Origin of the sequence: Pseudomonas sp. CFBP 8770 (assembly GCF_014841705.1) — a bacterium.
Classification (GTDB): domain Bacteria; phylum Pseudomonadota; class Gammaproteobacteria; order Pseudomonadales; family Pseudomonadaceae; genus Aquipseudomonas.
On sequence record NZ_JACYUL010000001.1, the window covers coordinates 320,574 to 335,727 of the forward strand.

15 protein-coding genes are annotated in these 15,154 nt (G+C 62.7%); 9 read left to right on the forward strand and 6 right to left on the reverse strand.

All coding sequences use genetic code 11. The annotated features are described in order from the left end of the window. The first annotated feature begins 101 nt into the window (after nucleotides 1-101). Nucleotides 102-1,859, forward strand: a complete 1,758-nt coding sequence (locus tag IFT98_RS01435; protein WP_192049587.1) for an ABC transporter transmembrane domain-containing protein — start codon at nucleotides 102-104, stop codon at nucleotides 1,857-1,859. Between the two features lie 34 nt (nucleotides 1,860-1,893). Here IFT98_RS01435 and ppnP read toward each other — a convergent pair whose 3' ends face one another. Further along, nucleotides 1,894-2,175, reverse strand: coding sequence for a pyrimidine/purine nucleoside phosphorylase (gene ppnP, locus IFT98_RS01440; protein WP_192049585.1), 282 nt, complete (start codon nucleotides 2,173-2,175; stop codon nucleotides 1,894-1,896). A 71-nt stretch (nucleotides 2,176-2,246) separates the two neighbouring features. Next, nucleotides 2,247-2,789: an exonuclease domain-containing protein gene (locus IFT98_RS01445; protein ID WP_192049583.1), complete on the reverse strand. Its 543-nt coding sequence runs from the start codon at nucleotides 2,787-2,789 to the stop codon at nucleotides 2,247-2,249. Between the two features lie 214 nt (nucleotides 2,790-3,003). Here IFT98_RS01445 and IFT98_RS01450 point away from each other — a divergent pair, with 214 nt between their 5' ends. Continuing rightward, a complete protein-coding gene (locus IFT98_RS01450) occupies nucleotides 3,004-3,846 on the forward strand; it encodes a PhnD/SsuA/transferrin family substrate-binding protein (RefSeq protein WP_192049581.1) in 843 nt (280 codons plus the stop codon). 5 nt (nucleotides 3,847-3,851) lie between these two features. Here the strand turns inward: IFT98_RS01450 and IFT98_RS01455 are convergent, their stop codons facing one another. Beyond that, entirely contained in the window at nucleotides 3,852-4,046 is a 195-nt protein-coding gene (locus tag IFT98_RS01455) for a DUF6316 family protein (RefSeq protein WP_122479086.1), read from the reverse strand. Between the two features lie 96 nt (nucleotides 4,047-4,142). Then, nucleotides 4,143-5,519, reverse strand: coding sequence for a class II fumarate hydratase (locus tag IFT98_RS01460; protein WP_192049579.1), 1,377 nt, complete (start codon nucleotides 5,517-5,519; stop codon nucleotides 4,143-4,145). A gap of 223 nt (nucleotides 5,520-5,742) precedes the next feature. On the opposite strand from IFT98_RS01460, the gene IFT98_RS01465 reads away from it, so the two are divergent. The 7 genes from IFT98_RS01465 to IFT98_RS01495 all read left to right on the forward strand — a co-directional run bounded on the left by IFT98_RS01465 (nucleotide 5,743) and on the right by IFT98_RS01495 (nucleotide 13,600). Next, a complete protein-coding gene (locus IFT98_RS01465) occupies nucleotides 5,743-6,282 on the forward strand; it encodes a DUF2059 domain-containing protein (RefSeq protein ID WP_122479082.1) in 540 nt (179 codons plus the stop codon). 14 nt (nucleotides 6,283-6,296) lie between these two features. After that, the gene (locus IFT98_RS01470; RefSeq protein ID WP_192049577.1) at nucleotides 6,297-6,593 is read left to right on the forward strand and encodes a BolA family protein; all 297 of its coding nucleotides are present in this window, start codon (nucleotides 6,297-6,299) and stop codon (nucleotides 6,591-6,593) included. A gap of 160 nt (nucleotides 6,594-6,753) precedes the next feature. Then, complete coding sequence (trhO, locus tag IFT98_RS01475; protein WP_192049575.1) at nucleotides 6,754-7,692, forward strand: oxygen-dependent tRNA uridine(34) hydroxylase TrhO; 939 nt, start codon at nucleotides 6,754-6,756, stop codon at nucleotides 7,690-7,692. Between the two features lie 4 nt (nucleotides 7,693-7,696). Next, nucleotides 7,697-8,332: a DsbA family protein gene (locus tag IFT98_RS01480; RefSeq protein ID WP_192049573.1), complete on the forward strand. Its 636-nt coding sequence runs from the start codon at nucleotides 7,697-7,699 to the stop codon at nucleotides 8,330-8,332. Beyond that, nucleotides 8,325-10,157: an ABC transporter ATP-binding protein gene (locus IFT98_RS01485; RefSeq protein WP_192049564.1), complete on the forward strand. Its 1,833-nt coding sequence runs from the start codon at nucleotides 8,325-8,327 to the stop codon at nucleotides 10,155-10,157. The genes IFT98_RS01480 and IFT98_RS01485 overlap by 8 nt, the downstream gene beginning before the upstream one ends. A 151-nt stretch (nucleotides 10,158-10,308) precedes the next feature. Then, a complete protein-coding gene (locus IFT98_RS01490) occupies nucleotides 10,309-12,771 on the forward strand; it encodes an EAL domain-containing protein (protein ID WP_192049562.1) in 2,463 nt (820 codons plus the stop codon). A gap of 46 nt (nucleotides 12,772-12,817) precedes the next feature. Continuing rightward, entirely contained in the window at nucleotides 12,818-13,600 is a 783-nt protein-coding gene (locus IFT98_RS01495) for an iron-containing redox enzyme family protein (protein WP_192049561.1), read from the forward strand. A 116-nt stretch (nucleotides 13,601-13,716) separates the two neighbouring features. Here the strand turns inward: IFT98_RS01495 and IFT98_RS01500 are convergent, their stop codons facing one another. After that, entirely contained in the window at nucleotides 13,717-14,457 is a 741-nt protein-coding gene (locus tag IFT98_RS01500; protein WP_192049559.1) for a YciK family oxidoreductase, read from the reverse strand. Nucleotides 14,458-14,482: 25 nt separating this feature from the next. After that, nucleotides 14,483-15,154 carry an N-acetylmuramic acid 6-phosphate phosphatase MupP gene (gene mupP, locus IFT98_RS01505; RefSeq protein WP_192049557.1) on the reverse strand — a complete coding sequence of 224 codons (672 nt, stop codon included), beginning with the start codon at nucleotides 15,152-15,154 and terminating at the stop codon, nucleotides 14,483-14,485.

Here is a 15,154-nt window from a genome sequence, read left to right on the forward strand (position 1 = left end):
GCCGCTTCCTAGCTGACTTTGTCCGTTTGATGGAGTTCCACTGTAGTCGATCGTGCGTCTGGGTGTAGGCTTGCAGATCATCTGAATACGGATCACCTCCCTTGCAGCTATTGTCTTCGGGTCAGCGGCGCGGCTTGCGCCTGGCCTGGCGCTTCGTGCGCCCCTATCGCTGGCAGGCCGTCGGCGCGTTGCTGGCACTGCTGCTCACCGCCGGCATTACTCTGTCCATGGGTCAGGGCATTCGCCTGCTGGTCGACCAAGGCTTCATGACCCAGTCGGCACACCTGCTCAATCGTTCCATCGCCGTGTTCGTGGTGCTGGTGCTGGCCTTGGCCACGGGAACGTTCGCGCGCTTCTACCTGGTGTCCTGGATCGGCGAGCGCTGCGTCGCCGACATCCGCAAGCAGGTGTTCGACCATCTGGTTCACTTGCACCCGGCGTTCTACGAAAACAACCGCAGTTCGGAAATCCAGTCACGGCTGACCACCGACACGGCATTGCTGCAGTCAGTCATTGGCTCGTCGCTGTCGATGTTCCTGCGCAACCTGCTGATGGTGATCGGCGGGGTGGTGCTGTTGTTCGTCACCAACCCCAAGCTCACCAGTATCGTGGTGGTGGCCTTGCCACTGGTGCTGGCGCCCATCCTGATGTTCGGGCGTCAGGTGCGGCGTCTGTCGCGGCAGAGCCAGGACCGTATCGCCAATGTCGGCAGCTACGTGGCCGAAACCCTGACCCAGATCAAGACGGTGCAGGCCTACAATCACCAGGCCGAAGACCAGAAACGCTTCGCCGTTACCGTGGAGCAGGCGTTCGACACGGCCCGACAACGCATCGTCCAGCGTGCGTGGCTGATCGCGCTGGTGATCGTGCTGGTGCTGGGTGCTGTCGCGGTGATGCTCTGGGTCGGCGGCATGGACGTGATCGGCGGGCGCATTTCCGCCGGCGAGCTGGCCGCGTTCGTGTTCTACAGCCTCATCGTCGGCAGTGCCTTCGGCACGTTGAGCGAGGTGGTCGGTGAGCTGCAGCGCGCCGCCGGTGCCGCGCAGCGCATTGCCGAGCTGTTGCAGGCGCGCAGCGATATCCAGCCGCCCAGCGTCGGTCTGCAGCAGCTGCCGCTGCGGGTCACAGGGGCGCTGGCGCTCGACGACGTGGTATTTGCCTACCCTGCGCGGGAAGCTGCACCCGCCATTCGCGGCCTGAGCCTGCAGGTCAGGCCGGGTGAAACCCTGGCGCTGGTCGGCCCCTCCGGCGCAGGCAAATCGACGCTGTTCGATCTGCTGCTGCGTTTCTACGACCCACAGCAGGGCCGCATTCTCATCGACGGGGTGGACCTGCGTCAGTTGGATCCGCAGGACCTGCGTCGGCATTTCGCCACGGTGTCGCAGACCCCGGCGTTGTTCTTCGGCAGCGTCGAGGACAATATCCGCTATGGCCGGGCGGACGCCACGGCCGAGCAGGTCGAGGCGGCAGCACGCATCGCCCATGCCCACGACTTCATCATGCAGTTGCCGCAGGGCTACCAGACGCCGCTCGGCGATGCTGGCCTGGGGCTTTCGGGAGGTCAGCGTCAACGCCTGGCAATTGCGCGCGCCTTGCTGGTCGATGCCCCGATCCTGCTCCTGGACGAAGCCACCAGCGCCTTGGACGCGCAAAGCGAACACCTCATTCAGCAGGCCATGCCCACGTTGATGCAGGGTCGCACGACACTCGTCATCGCCCACCGCCTGGCCACGGTACAGAACGCCGACCGCATTGCAGTCATGGATGAGGGGTGTCTGGTGGCGCTGGGAACCCACGCCGAGCTGGTGGCGAGCAATGCGCTGTACGCGCGTCTGGCTCATTTGCAGTTCGGGCGCTAGCGCAAACGGCCCCCAGGGCTGGGGGCCGCGATCATCAACGGTATTGGCAAAGGTAGGCGGTTTCCACTTCCACGGTCAGTTGAAACTTGCTGTTGGCAGGCACGTTGAACTGGCTGCCGGAGGCGAAGGTTGCCCATTCGCTGGCACCGGGCAGCTTGACCGTCAGGGCGCCCGATACCACATGCATGATTTCGGCCTGGGCCGTCCCGAATTCATACTCGCCTGGCGCCATGACGCCGATGGTGGCGGAGCCGTCCGTTTCGGAAAAAGCAATGGACTTCACGGTGCCGTCGAAGTACTCGTTGACCTTGAACATGAGGCGGTTCCTTGCGGAGGATTGGAAAGGGCTGGCCAGTATGCCCAAGCCCTCGCAGGTCGTCATCCGCTTTACGGCGCCAGCACCATGGGCAACAGTCGCGCCGTGTTGCGCGCGTCTTCGAGGGCTCGGTGCTGCTGACCGCAGAACTGCAGCCCGGCCAGTTGCAAGGCGCCGGTCAGACCGAGCGGCCGCGGTAACTGGCGGGTCTTGGCAAAGCGCTGCTTGAGGTTGATGTGGGGGACTCGCGCCAGTGCGCTTTCCAGGTTGAGCCGCTGCCAGTCCTGCAGCAACTGCAGCCGGTCGTAATCGCCCCAACTGACCCAGCCCTGCAGTTGCCCGCGGTGGGGTGACAACCACTGCTCGAAGTTTCTCCACACCTGGGTCAGCACCGCCGCCGCGTCCACGTCCGCTTGGCCGATGTGGGTCAGTTCTCGACAAAACGGGGTCAGGCTGGGGCGTCGCAATGGTTTGACGAATCGCTGGAAGTGATCGACCTCGCGTCCGTCGCGGTCGACCAGGCTCGCACCGATCTCGATGATTTCCATTTCAGTGACCGGCCAACCACCTTCGTCGGTGGTGGCTTCCAGGTCGATGACCAGCCAATGCGGCATACCAGGCTCCCATGCACGTGCGCTTAGAGCCTAGAGCACAGCCGGATGCAAAGAGTTCCGATAGCCCTGCAACCCTGTAACAGCGTTGCTCGACAGCGCCTGCTGCGGGCGCACGGGGCGTACTGCGCACCGGCACAGGGTTTAGCAGTTGTCAGCTCGACGTAAAACCCCTAGCGTACGTGCTTCGCGAAACGGCTGGTGGGGGTTTTCTGTCTTGAAGTACGGTTATGTTAAGGCGGCCCTGCCACGCCTGTTGCTGGCCGCAGTGGTTCCATGGGTAGCGGCCCTGTGGGCATCGGGCGCACACGCGGCCCAGGAAGTGCGGATCGGCGCGGCGCATTTTCCGCCGTACGTCGTTCATCCCGAGCAAGGCCGCAACGAAGGCCTGTTGCCGTCGCTTATCGAGCAGCTCAACCAGGTGCAGACCCACTGGCATTTCGTTCTGGTGCCGACTTCGATCGCGCGACGTTATCAGGACTTCGAGCGGGGCCGTGTCGACATGGCGATCTTCGAGAACCCGCTGTGGGGCTGGCAGCGCATCAAGCACAGTGCGGTCGATCTCGGACTGGAGGATGCTGAAGTCTTCGTGACGCTCAAACAGGGCAACAACCAGGATTTCTTCGCCGATCTGAATGGCAAGCGCATGGCGCTGTTCTACGGCTATCACTACGCGTTTGCGGATTTCGACGCCAACCCGCAGTACCTGCTGCGCCGGTTCAACGCCGTGCTCACGTATTCCCACGAAAGCAACTTGATGATGGTGGTGCGCAAGCGGGCCGACATTGCGATGGTCACGCAGTCATTCCTCAGCGACTTCATCGCCCGCAACCCGGATATCGGCGCACAACTGCTGGTTTCGCAACGGGTGGACCAGATCTATCGACACTACGCCTTGATACGTCCCGGTGCGCCGATCAGTGCCGAAGAGTTCGCTGCGCTGATGCAGCAGATGCACGCCAGCGGCAGATTGCTGCCTATCTTCGCGCCAGCCAAAGTGGCTGTGCTGGAGCAGCCTGCCCGTCGTGTGGTCGTGCGTAACCCTGCAGCCAAGCCCTGAAAGGCCTAACGATAGGATTGACGCCCCGAGACACGGGACACATACGCCCGGCTTTCGCGTTCAGCTTCCTCGCGGGTCGCGAAAGGGCCTTCCAGGGTCTTTTCCCGGGTGCTGAAAAAATAGAAACCGTTGACCGTGCTGAATCGTTCGGCACGAAAGTGCGTGGTTTCAACGAGGTCCTGCGCACGCTTGCCAAACATGATGTGCGTCCTGTGTAGAAATGGATCTTGGGTGTGGATCGGGCGAGTTCGCCGCCGGCGTCATCGTTGGCAGACGATGACGCCGGCGGCAAGAGCTTAAAGCATTTCTTCGGGCCGCACCCACTGGTCGAACTCGGCCTCGCTCAAGTAGCCCAGGGCCAATGCCGATTCACGCAGCGTCAAGCCTTCAGCGTAGGCCTTCTTGGCGATCTCGGCGGCCTTGTCGTAGCCAATGTGCGGGTTGAGTGCGGTGACCAGCATCAAGCCACGCTCGAGGTGCTCGCCCATCTGCTGCACGTCCGGCACCAGCCCGGCTACGCAGTGTTCCTGGAAATTGCGGCAGCCATCGGCCAGCAGCTTGATCGACTGCAGCAGGTTGTGAATGATCACCGGCTTGTACACGTTGAGCTGCAGGTGACCCTGGCTTGCGGCAATGCCGATGACCACGTCGTTGCCCATGACCTGGCAAGCCAGCATGGACAGCGCCTCGCACTGGGTCGGATTGACCTTGCCAGGCATGATGGAACTGCCCGGCTCGTTGGCAGGCAGTTTGATTTCGGCCAACCCTGCGCGAGGCCCTGAACCGAGCAGGCGGAAATCGTTGGCCAGTTTCATCAAGGCCACGGCGAGGGTCTTGAGAGCGCCCGAAAGACTGGTCAGCGGCTCGTGGCCGGCCAATGCCGCGAACTTGTTCGGCGCGGTGACGAAGGGCAGGCCAGACAGCGCAGCCAGCTCGGCGGCGATCGCTTCACCAAACCCTTTGGGCGCATTGAGCCCGGTACCTACTGCAGTGCCGCCCTGGGCCAGCTCGCACACGGCAGGCAAGGCATTGCGAATGGCCTTCTGGGCGTATTCGAGCTGCGCCACGTAGGCCGAGACTTCCTGGCCGAAGGTGATCGGCGTCGCGTCCATCATGTGTGTGCGGCCGGTCTTGACCAATTGCATGTGGCGTCCGGCCAACTCGGCCAGGCCCTCGCCGAGTGCGGCGATCGCCGGCAGCAGATCAGCCTGCACGGCTTGCACGGCGGCGATGTGCATGGCAGTAGGGAAGCAGTCGTTGGAGCTTTGCGAGCGATTGACGTGATCGTTCGGATGCACTGGGGACTTGCCGCCGCGGCCCTTGCCGGCCAGTTCGTTGGCGCGCCCGGCAATGACTTCGTTAACGTTCATGTTGCTCTGCGTGCCGCTGCCTGTCTGCCAGACCACCAAGGGAAACTGATCGTCATGCTCGCCTGCGAGGACTTCGTTGGCGGCCTGCTCGATCAGTCGGGCGATGTCGGCCGGCAGGTCACCGTTGCGATCGTTGACCCGCGCGGCGGCCTTCTTGACCAGTGCCAGGGCGTGCGAAACCGGCAGCGGCATGCGTTCCTCGCCAATGGCGAAGTTCACCAGCGAACGTTGGGTCTGGGCGCCCCAGTAGGCCTCTTGAGGAACTTCGACCTGTCCCAGGCTGTCTGTTTCGATACGACTCATGCTGTTCATGCTCCTTGTTGTCGATCTCGCGTCACACCCCGAAGATGCACGGGCGGGTCATGCTGCAGTTCACCGGCAGCCTTGGCTGTTAGGGTACGTACCGGGCGTCTGGTTCCATGAAACTGCAAGTGCCGTTCGTAGCCTGGGGTTGAGAGACGCACGAGCTTGAGCGCAGAATGATCGTTTCTGGGGTCTTACCTCGCTTGCTAGATAAGGAAACTCGATGACTCGTTTTCGCGCCATCTGCACCGCGGCTGTTCTCGTCTGTGCCAGTGGCCAGGTACTTGCCGACACCGCCAGCCACAACGCCAGCGCCGAAGCCTTCCTGATGATGGCTCATGCGGACAAGCTGGGTACGCCGGTGTACATGCAAGTGCAGCAAATGTTCGCTCAGCGCTTCGAGCAGACCAAGGCACCGGCCAGCAAGCAGGCGACCCTGGAGACCTATCAGGCCAAGGCCAATGCGGCGTTGGACCAAGCCATCGGCTGGCCCAAGCTCAAGCCGGACATGGTCAAGCTGTACACCACCAATTTCTCCGAGCAGGAGCTCAAGGACCTGGTGAAGTTCTACCAGTCGCCGCTGGGCAAGAAAGTGCTGGAAAAAATGCCAGCCGTGACCCAGCAGTCCGCGCAACTGACCCAGCAGAAGCTGGAGAGCGCAGTGCCAGTGGTCAACAACCTGTTGGCTGACATGACCAAGGAACTGGACCCACAGGGCGCAGCCAAGGCTGCTGCCGGCCCGGCCAAGCCAGCGAAGCCTTGACGGAGTCGTCGCCGATGTCGATGAAGGAACGTATCGTATCCACCCTGCAGATGCTGCAACCCACACATCTGCAGGTGCTGGACGAAAGCCACATGCACAGCCGGGGCACCGAGACCCACTACAAGGCGGTGTTGGTCAGTGAGCGCTTCGCCGGCCTCAACAGCGTCAAGCGCCACCAACTGGTGTACGGCACGCTCGGCGAGCTGATGGGTGAGTTCCATGCATTGGCGTTGCACACCTACACGCCTGAAGAATGGGCGCAGACAGGGGCCGCACCGGCTTCGCCCACCTGCGCTGGCGGTGGGCACTGAGTCAGGGAATTTGCTAGAATCTGCGACCCGCCAGCGGCATGCCGTTAGCGGGTTTTTTCATTTCCGTTCCCTGACCTGTCCCCTGGCTAGTCCTGCGGACTGTCCCCCAAGAAAATCCGGTCCGGCCCTTGCGCGGTCGACCACCTGGAGCGTTTTACCCATGACCCAAGCGATCGTCGTGGCGGCACTGTACAAGTTCGTCACCCTGGAAGATTACGTCGAAATGCGTGAGCCGCTGCTGCAGGCCATGCTCGACAACGACATCAAAGGCACGCTGCTGATAGCGGCCGAAGGCATCAACGGCACCGTGTCCGGCACCCGCGAAGGCATCGACGGCTTGTTGGCCTGGCTCAAGCTAGACCCACGCATGGACGACATCGACCACAAGGAATCGTACTGCGACGAGCAGCCGTTCTATCGCACCAAGGTCAAGCTGAAGAAGGAAATCGTCACCCTGGGCGTCGCGGGAGTGGACCCCAACCTGACGGTCGGCACCTATGTCGAGCCGCAGGACTGGAATGCGTTGCTCGACGATCCTGAAGTGCTGCTGATCGACACTCGCAATGACTACGAAGTCGCCATCGGCACCTTTCAGGGCGCCGTGGACCCCAAGACCGCTTCGTTCCGCGAATTCCCGGATTACATCAAGGCGCATTTCGACCCAGCGGTACACAAGAAGGTCGCCATGTTCTGCACCGGCGGTATCCGTTGCGAAAAAGCCTCCAGTTACATGCTCGGCGAAGGCTTCGAAGAGGTCTATCACCTCAAGGGCGGCATTCTCAAGTACCTGGAGCAGGTGCCCCAGCAAGAAAGCAAGTGGCAAGGTGACTGCTTCGTCTTCGACAACCGCGTCACGGTGCGCCACGACCTCAGCGAAGGCGATTACGATCAGTGCCATGCCTGTCGCACGCCGATCAGTGTCGACGATCGCGCCAGCGAACACTACGTTCCCGGCGTCAGCTGCCCGCATTGCTGGAACAGCCTGAGCGAAAAGACCCGCAAGAGCGCCATTGATCGTCAGAAGCAGATCGAACTGGCCCGCGCGCGCAATCTGCCGCACCCTATCGGCCACAACTATCGCAAAGCTGCCCAGGATTGAGTCCATGTCGCACAACCGCCTGATCTACGTGATGGACCCGATGTGCTCCTGGTGCTGGGGCTTCGCGCCCGTGGCCCAGGCCCTGATGGACCAGGCCGAGGCGGCAGGGGTCAAGACCCACATCGTAGTGGGCGGACTGCGCAGCGGCGGCGCGGCGCTGGAGCCGACCACCCGCGATTATATCCTCGAGCACTGGCACGCAGTGCACGAGGCCAGCGGCCAGGCCTTCGCGTTCGAGGGCGCGTTGCCGGCAGGCTTCGTCTACGACACCGAGCCGGCTTGCCGAGCGATCGTGGCGGTGCGCGAACTGGCCCCCGATCTGGCCTGGCCCTTGGTCAAGCTGATCCAGCAGGCGTTCTACACCCTGCGCCTGGATGTGACCCAACCGGTGCAGTTGGCTGCCCTGGCCGAACAGGCCGGTGTGCCGCGCATCGAGTTCGTCGAGGCTTTCGACAGCGATCAACGGGTGCAAACCACCCAGGCTGATTTTGCCTGGGCGCAGGGACTGGGCATTGCCGGCTTTCCCACCTTGCTCGCAGAGCGCGATGGCCAGTTGGCTTTGCTGACCAATGGCTATAGGCCCCTGGCCGATCTGGCGCCGCTGTTGGACCGCTGGCTGGAACGTGCCGCCGATGCATGAGCGACCCGGCCCCGTCGGGGCGGCAGGTTCGCAGACCACGCCCGCGGCAGACCGCCTGAGCTGGGGCGAAATACGCCGATTGGCATTGCAGCACAAGCGTACGCTGTGGACGGCCAATGGCGTCGCGGTACTCGCCACCTTGTGCAGCGTGCCGATACCCCTGTTGCTGCCGCTGCTGGTCGATGAGGTGCTGCTGGGGCATGCCGGCAGTGCCACGCGCTGGATGAGCCAGGTGTTGCCCGCGGCCTGGCAAATCCCCGTCGGGTTCATCGGCCTGATGCTGGTGATCAGTTTCACCCTGCGTTGTGGCGCATTGCTTTTCAATGTCGTGCAGGCGCGGCTGTTCGCCGGGCTGGCCAAGGACGTGGTCTATCGCCTGCGTCTGCGTCTGATCGAACGGCTCAAGCGCATCTCCCTCAGTGAATACGAAAGCCTGGGCAGCGGGACCGTCACCACCCACCTGGTCACCGACCTGGAAACCCTGGACAAATTCGTCGGCGAGACCCTGAGCCGCTTTCTGGTGGCCGTGCTGACGCTCGCCGGCACTGCAGGCATCCTGATGTGGATGCACTGGAAACTGGCGCTGCTCATTCTCCTGTTCAACCCTCTGGTGGTATACGCCACGGTGGTGCTGGGCAAGCGCGTCAAACACTTGAAGAAGCTCGAGAACGACAGCACGGCGCGCTTCACCCAGGCACTCGGCGAAACCCTGGACGCCATCCAGGAAGTACGCGCCAGCAACCGCCAGGGTTATTTCCTGGGCCGCCTCGGCCTGCGCGCGCGCGAGGTGCGCGACTTCGCGGTCGCCTCGATGTGGAAGAGCGATGCGTCGGGCCGTGCCAGCGCGCTGCTGTTCCAGTTCGGCATCGATATCTTCCGCGCCGCAGCGATGCTCACGGTGCTGTTCTCCGACCTCAGTATTGGCCAGATGCTGGCGGTGTTCAGCTATCTCTGGTTCATGATCACCCCGGTGGAGCAGTTGTTGAACCTGCAATACGCCTATTACGCTGCAGGTGGAGCGCTGAACCGGATTAATGAAGTGCTCGCTCGCGCCGATGAACCCAGGTACCCGGGCGGCAGCGATCCGTTCCATGACCGCGAGACGGTGGGCATCGACATTCGCGGTTTGAGCTTCGCCTATGCCGAGGACAAGGTGCTGGACCGGCTGGACCTGAGCATTGCGCCTGGCGAAAAGGTCGCCATCGTCGGCGCCAGCGGGGGAGGCAAGAGCACACTGGTGCAATTGCTGCTCGGGCTCTATACGCCGCAGGCCGGAGAGGTGCGCTTCGGCGGTACGTTGCAGCAGGCGATCGGCCTGGAAACCCTGCGCGACAATGTCGCGGTGGTGTTGCAGCATCCATCACTGTTCAACGATACCATTCGTGCCAACCTGACCATGGGGCGCACGGCCTGCGACCAGGCGTGCTGGAATGCGCTGCAGATTGCCCAGTTGGACAACACGGTGCGAGACATGCCCCAGGGCCTGGACAGCATCGTCGGCCGTTCGGGCGTTCGCCTTTCCGGAGGCCAGCGCCAGCGTCTGGCGATTGCTCGAATGGTGCTGGCCGAGCCCAAGGTGGTCATTCTCGACGAAGCCACTTCTGCGCTCGATGCGGCCACCGAGTACAACCTGCACCAGGCCCTTGCGCGATTCCTGCGCGGGCGCACCACTTTGATCATTGCCCACCGGCTGTCTGCGGTGAAGCAGGCCGACCGGGTGCTGGTATTCGACGGCGGCCGGATCGCCGAAGATGGCGATCATCAGCAGCTCATCGCGGAGGCCGGGCTGTATGCGCGTCTGTACGGTTATCTGCAACAGGTTTGAGTCCGTGCCTGGCGGCGCGACCAGCCATGAAAAAAAAGATTCGGCACTGACGAAAACTGTGCCGGTCCTTTCCGAAACTAGCCTAGAGTGTGCCAGTGGTGATTGAAGTTCTGACTTGGACGTTGCCTGGATCGCTGAAGCAAGGAACCTCATGAAGCACACACAGACTCTCGATACGCCGAGATTGCTGGGGATTGTCTGGCCATTCATCGCCGTTGTGGGGTTGATGGCAATGCTGGGTTGCATCAGCCTCTACGCGCTGTCCGCGGTGCGTAGCTATGTCGCGGGCGAAAGCTTCTGGTCCAAGGGCCAGAAAGACGCTATCTACTACCTCAACCTGTACGCCGACAGCCGCGACGAGGAAGTCTTCCAGAAGTACCTGCGCGCCATCGCCATTCCCCAAGGCGGTCACCAGCTGCGGCTGGCCCTCGACCAGCCCGAGCCCGATCTGGCAGCTGCACGGACGGGAATCCTCAAGGGCAACAACCACCCTGACGACATGCAGAACATCATCTGGCTGTACCGCCACTTCAGCGATGTGAGCTACATGTCCAGGGCCATCGCGCACTGGAAGATCGGCGACACCTACCTGGTCGAACTCGACGCCCTTGCGCAGCAGATGCACTCGGCGCAGCAGGCCGGCACCGCCAGTGAAGCGGACATGGCGCGCTGGAAGCACCAGATCATGCTCATCAATGATGCGGTCACGCCTGCCGCGATGGCCTTCAGCGCGGCACTGGGCGAAGGCTCGCGCGCGGTGCAGTACCTGTTGGTGGTCAGCAACCTGCTGGTGGCACTGCTGTTGATCGTGCTGGCGCTTTGGCGTACGCGCAAATTGCTCAACCAGCGCCATGCTTTCGCCTATGCCTTGCAACTGGAAAAGGACCGCGCCCAGGTCACCCTGGCGTCGATCGGCGACGGCGTGATCACCACGGATGTCGAAGGCGCGATTCTCTACATGAACCCGGCCGCCGAGCGACTCACCCACTGGAGCGCCGACCAGGCCGTGGGGCTGCCGCTGGCGGCGCTGTTCAACCTGCTCGACGAAAACGCGGAGAAGGACAGCTTCACCCTGATCGATCACATCGTCAGTGGCGACCTGCGCGGCGGCAGCGAACACGCCAAGCTGATCCAGCGCCTGGACGGCAGCACGGTCTCGGTGACGCTGGTGGGTGCGCCGATCCAGACCGACCAGCACATCAGCGGTACCGTGCTGGTGCTGCACGACATGACCCAGGAGCGTCAGTACATCGCCAACCTGTCGTGGCAGGCCACGCACGATGCGCTGACCGGGCTGGCCAACCGCCGCGAATTCGAGTTCCGCCTCGAGCAGGCGCTCAGCGCGCTGCAGCGCTATCCGGGCTGCCACTCACTGATGTTCCTCGACCTCGACCAGTTCAAGCTGGTCAACGACACCTGCGGCCACGCGGCGGGCGACGAGCTGCTTCGCCACATTTGCGCACTGCTGCAGTCCGGGCTGCGCGAGGGTGACACCCTGGCCCGCCTGGGCGGTGACGAGTTCGGCATCCTGATCGAGAACTGCTCGGCCGCCGAATCGGAGAAACTGGCCGAAACACTGCGCCACACCGTGCAGAACCTGCACTTCGTGTGGAAGGGGCGCCCGTTCGTCACCACTGTCAGCGTTGGCATGGTGCACCTGACCCAGGCCCCGATCACCCTGGAAGCCTCGATGCGCGCCGCCGACATGGCCTGCTACCTGGCCAAGGAACGCGGTCGCAACCGCGTTCAGGTCTACCACGCCGCCGACAGCGAACTAACCGTGCGGGTCGACGAGATGGCATGGGTCCAGCGCCTGCACATGGCCCTGGAGGAAAACCGGTTCTGCCTGTACGCACAGGAGATCGCCGCCCTGGGGATACAGGACGGACCGCCAGGTGGGCACATCGAGATCCTGCTGCGCCTGAGCGATGAAACCGGCCGCATCATCATGCCCGAAGTGTTCATCCCGGCTGCCGAGCGCTACGGCCTGATGACCGCCCTCGATCGTTGGGTGGTGCAGAACGTATTCAAGGTCGTGCGCCAGACCCTCGACCAGCCCGATCAGGGGCCGCTGGCGGTGTGCGCGATCAACCTGTCCGGAATCAGCATCGGGGATGACGAATTCCTTGAATTCCTCCGCGAGCAATTTAGCTTGCATGCGATTCCCCCCGAGCTGATATGTTTCGAGATTACCGAGACCAGCGCCATCGCAAATCTCGGCAGCGCTATCCGTTTTATCAATGAATTGAAGGGCTTGGGTTGTCACTTTGCACTCGACGACTTCTGCGCCGGTATGTCTTCTTTTGCTTATTTGAAACATTTACCCGTTGATTATTTGAAAATCGACGGCAGCTTCGTTAAAGATATGTTGGACGACCCGATCAATCGGGCGATGGTGGAAGTGATCAACCATATTGGCCATGTCATGGGCAAGCGCACCATTGCCGAGTTTGTCGAGACGCCTCTGATAGAACAGGCCTTGCTGGAAATTGGTGTGGACTACGCACAAGGATACTTGATCGAGCGACCGCAGGTTTTCACCTGTAACAGTCTGCGCCGTCACCTGGGCAGACTGCGGCCGTTGCGCTTTGGCGTTCCCGACACTTTCCGATAAGGGCAATTTGCCGCTGTTCTTCACTTAATTAAATGGAGGTTTGCCAGTGAACGATCCTTTTATTCGCCTGGGTCCGCTGATGGACGCAAAAAGTTATCCCGAGTGGGCACAGAAACTGATCGAAGACTGTGCGCCGAACAAGCGTCGGGTCGTCGAGCATGAGGTTTACGCGCGCATGCGCGACAACCAGCTGAGCTCGCGCACCATGCGACATTACCTGATCGGCGGCTGGCCGGTGGTGGAGCAGTTCTCGCTGTACATGGCGCAGAACCTGACCAAGACCCGTTTTGCCCGGCATCCGGGCGAGGACATGGCGCGGCGCTGGCTGATGCGCAACATCCGTGTCGAACTCAACCATGCCGATTATTGGGTGCATTGGAGCCAGGCGCATGGCGTCAGTCTGCAGGATCTCATTGCCCAGGACGTGCCGGCCGAGCTGCATGCACTCAGTCACTGGTGCTGGCAAAGCTGTGCCACCGACTCGCTGGCGGTCGCCATGGCGGCCACCAACTATGCCATCGAGGGTGCAACCGGCGAGTGGTCGGCAGTGGTCTGCGCCGAAGACACCTATGCCCAGGCATTCCCCGAGCAGAACCGCAAGCGCGCCATGCGCTGGCTGAGCCTGCATGCCCAGTACGACGATGAGCATCCGTGGGAAGCGCTGGAAATCATCTGCACCTTGATCGGCAACCATGCCACCGAACTGCAGCAGGCCGAGCTGCGCAACGCCATCTGCAAGAGCTACGACTTCATGTTCCTGTTTCTGGAGCGCTGCATGGCGCTGGAGCTGCAGCGCACCACCACCCTGGACAAAAGGGTCGTGGCTTGAAACGGGCTAGCGGCGTGACGCAGCACTAGCAGGACTGCCTCAGGCGGCGCCACGGTTGCGCGACAGGCTGGCTGGCCGGTCGTCACAGCGGTCGGCGTCCGCCCTGAGGACACATTTCACTGGGCGTCGAACGCCCGGCCATTGACCCCCCGACTGTCGGGTCCCATCAAGTACAGATACACCGGCATGATCTGTTCGGGCAGCGGGTTGCGGCCTGGCTCCTCGGCAGGGTACGCCTGCGCCCGCATGGCCGTGCGCGTGGCACCGGGGTTGATACTGTTGGCGCGCGCCGCGCTGACACCTTCCAGCTCGTCGGCAAGGGTCTGCATCAGGCCTTCGGTGGCGAACTTCGACACGCCATAGGCGCCCCAGTGTGCGCGGCCCTTGCGACCGACACTGCTGGAGGTAAATGCTATCGAGCCATCCGCTGCCTGCTTCAGCAGCGGTAGCAGCGCGCGAGTGAGCATGAAGGTGGCATTGACGTTGACCTGCATCACCTGGACGAACTCGTCGTCAGGCAGCACGTCGAGTGGCGTGCGCGGGCCAATGATCGAGGCGTTGTGCAGCAGGCCATCGAGGCGGCCGAACGTGCGCTCGATCATCTGTGCCAATTGCGCGTACTGCTCGCTTCGCGCGCTCTGCAGGTCGAAGGTGATGACCACCGGCTGGGCATGCCCGGCGGCTTCGATCTCGTCGTACACGCTGGTCAGGTTGGATTCGGTCTTGCCCAGCAGCAGCACGGTCGCGCCATGGGCAGCGAAGGTTTTCGCGGCGGCAGCGCCGATGCCACGGCCGGCACCGGTCACCAGGATGATGCGCCCGGCCAGCAGGTCGGGGCGGGCTGAGTAATCGAACATGGAAACTCCTGCAAAGTTGTACGGTTCAGCAGCCGCAAAGGGCCTGGTCAAGCACGCGGCGCAGATCCGACGGGTGATCGACCACCACGTCGGCGCCCCAGTGATCCGGGTTGTCTTCGGGATGGATGTAGCCGTAGCGCACTGCTGCCGTCCTGGTGCCGGCATCGCGGCCCGACTCGATGTCGCGCAGATCATCACCGACGAACAGCACGCTGGCCGGGTCCAGGTCGAGCTTGCTGCAGGCCAGCAGCACCGGTTCAGGGTCCGGCTTGCTGCGCGTCACGTGATCGGGGCAGATCAGTACCGCCGACCGCTGCGCCAGCCCCAGCTGCTGCATGATGGGCTCGGCGAAGCGCAACGGCTTGTTGGTCACCACGCCCCAGATCAGCTTGGCCTGCTCGATGTCCGCGAGCAGTTGCGCCATGCCTTCGTAGAGATGGCTGTGGACCGCGCAGCCGTGTTGGTAGCGCTCGAGGAACTCCAGGCGCAAGGCCTCGAACTCCGCTGACTCGGGCGCCAGGTCGAACGACGCCTGGACCATGGCCTTGGCGCCGCCGGAGATCACGTCGCGCACACGTTGCTCGTCGATCGGCGGCAGGTCGCGCTCGGCGCGCATGGCCTGGCAGATGGCGATGAAGTCCGGCGCGGTGTCGAGCAGCGTGCCGTCCATATCGAAAAGTACCGCTCGAAGGCGCAT

Excerpts from the sequence above, each read along its gene's own strand:
- ppnP (WP_192049585.1), bottom strand. The coding sequence starts at position 2,175 with ATGTTCAAGGTCAACGAGTACTTCGACGGCACCGTGAAGTCCATTGCT.
- IFT98_RS01445 (WP_192049583.1), bottom strand. The coding sequence starts at position 2,789 with ATGCCGCATTGGCTGGTCATCGACCTGGAAGCCACCACCGACGAAGGT.
- IFT98_RS01455 (WP_122479086.1), bottom strand. The coding sequence starts at position 4,046 with ATGTTTGGCAAGCGTGCGCAGGACCTCGTTGAAACCACGCACTTTCGT.
- IFT98_RS01460 (WP_192049579.1), bottom strand. The coding sequence starts at position 5,519 with ATGAGTCGTATCGAAACAGACAGCCTGGGACAGGTCGAAGTTCCTCAA.
- IFT98_RS01465 (WP_122479082.1), top strand. The coding sequence starts at position 5,743 with ATGACTCGTTTTCGCGCCATCTGCACCGCGGCTGTTCTCGTCTGTGCC.
- IFT98_RS01470 (WP_192049577.1), top strand. The coding sequence starts at position 6,297 with ATGTCGATGAAGGAACGTATCGTATCCACCCTGCAGATGCTGCAACCC.
- trhO (WP_192049575.1), top strand. The coding sequence starts at position 6,754 with ATGACCCAAGCGATCGTCGTGGCGGCACTGTACAAGTTCGTCACCCTG.
- IFT98_RS01480 (WP_192049573.1), top strand. The coding sequence starts at position 7,697 with ATGTCGCACAACCGCCTGATCTACGTGATGGACCCGATGTGCTCCTGG.
- IFT98_RS01485 (WP_192049564.1), top strand. The coding sequence starts at position 8,325 with ATGCATGAGCGACCCGGCCCCGTCGGGGCGGCAGGTTCGCAGACCACG.
- IFT98_RS01490 (WP_192049562.1), top strand. The coding sequence starts at position 10,309 with ATGAAGCACACACAGACTCTCGATACGCCGAGATTGCTGGGGATTGTC.
- IFT98_RS01500 (WP_192049559.1), bottom strand. The coding sequence starts at position 14,457 with ATGTTCGATTACTCAGCCCGCCCCGACCTGCTGGCCGGGCGCATCATC.
- mupP (WP_192049557.1), bottom strand. The coding sequence starts at position 15,154 with ATGCGCCTTCGAGCGGTACTTTTCGATATGGACGGCACGCTGCTCGAC.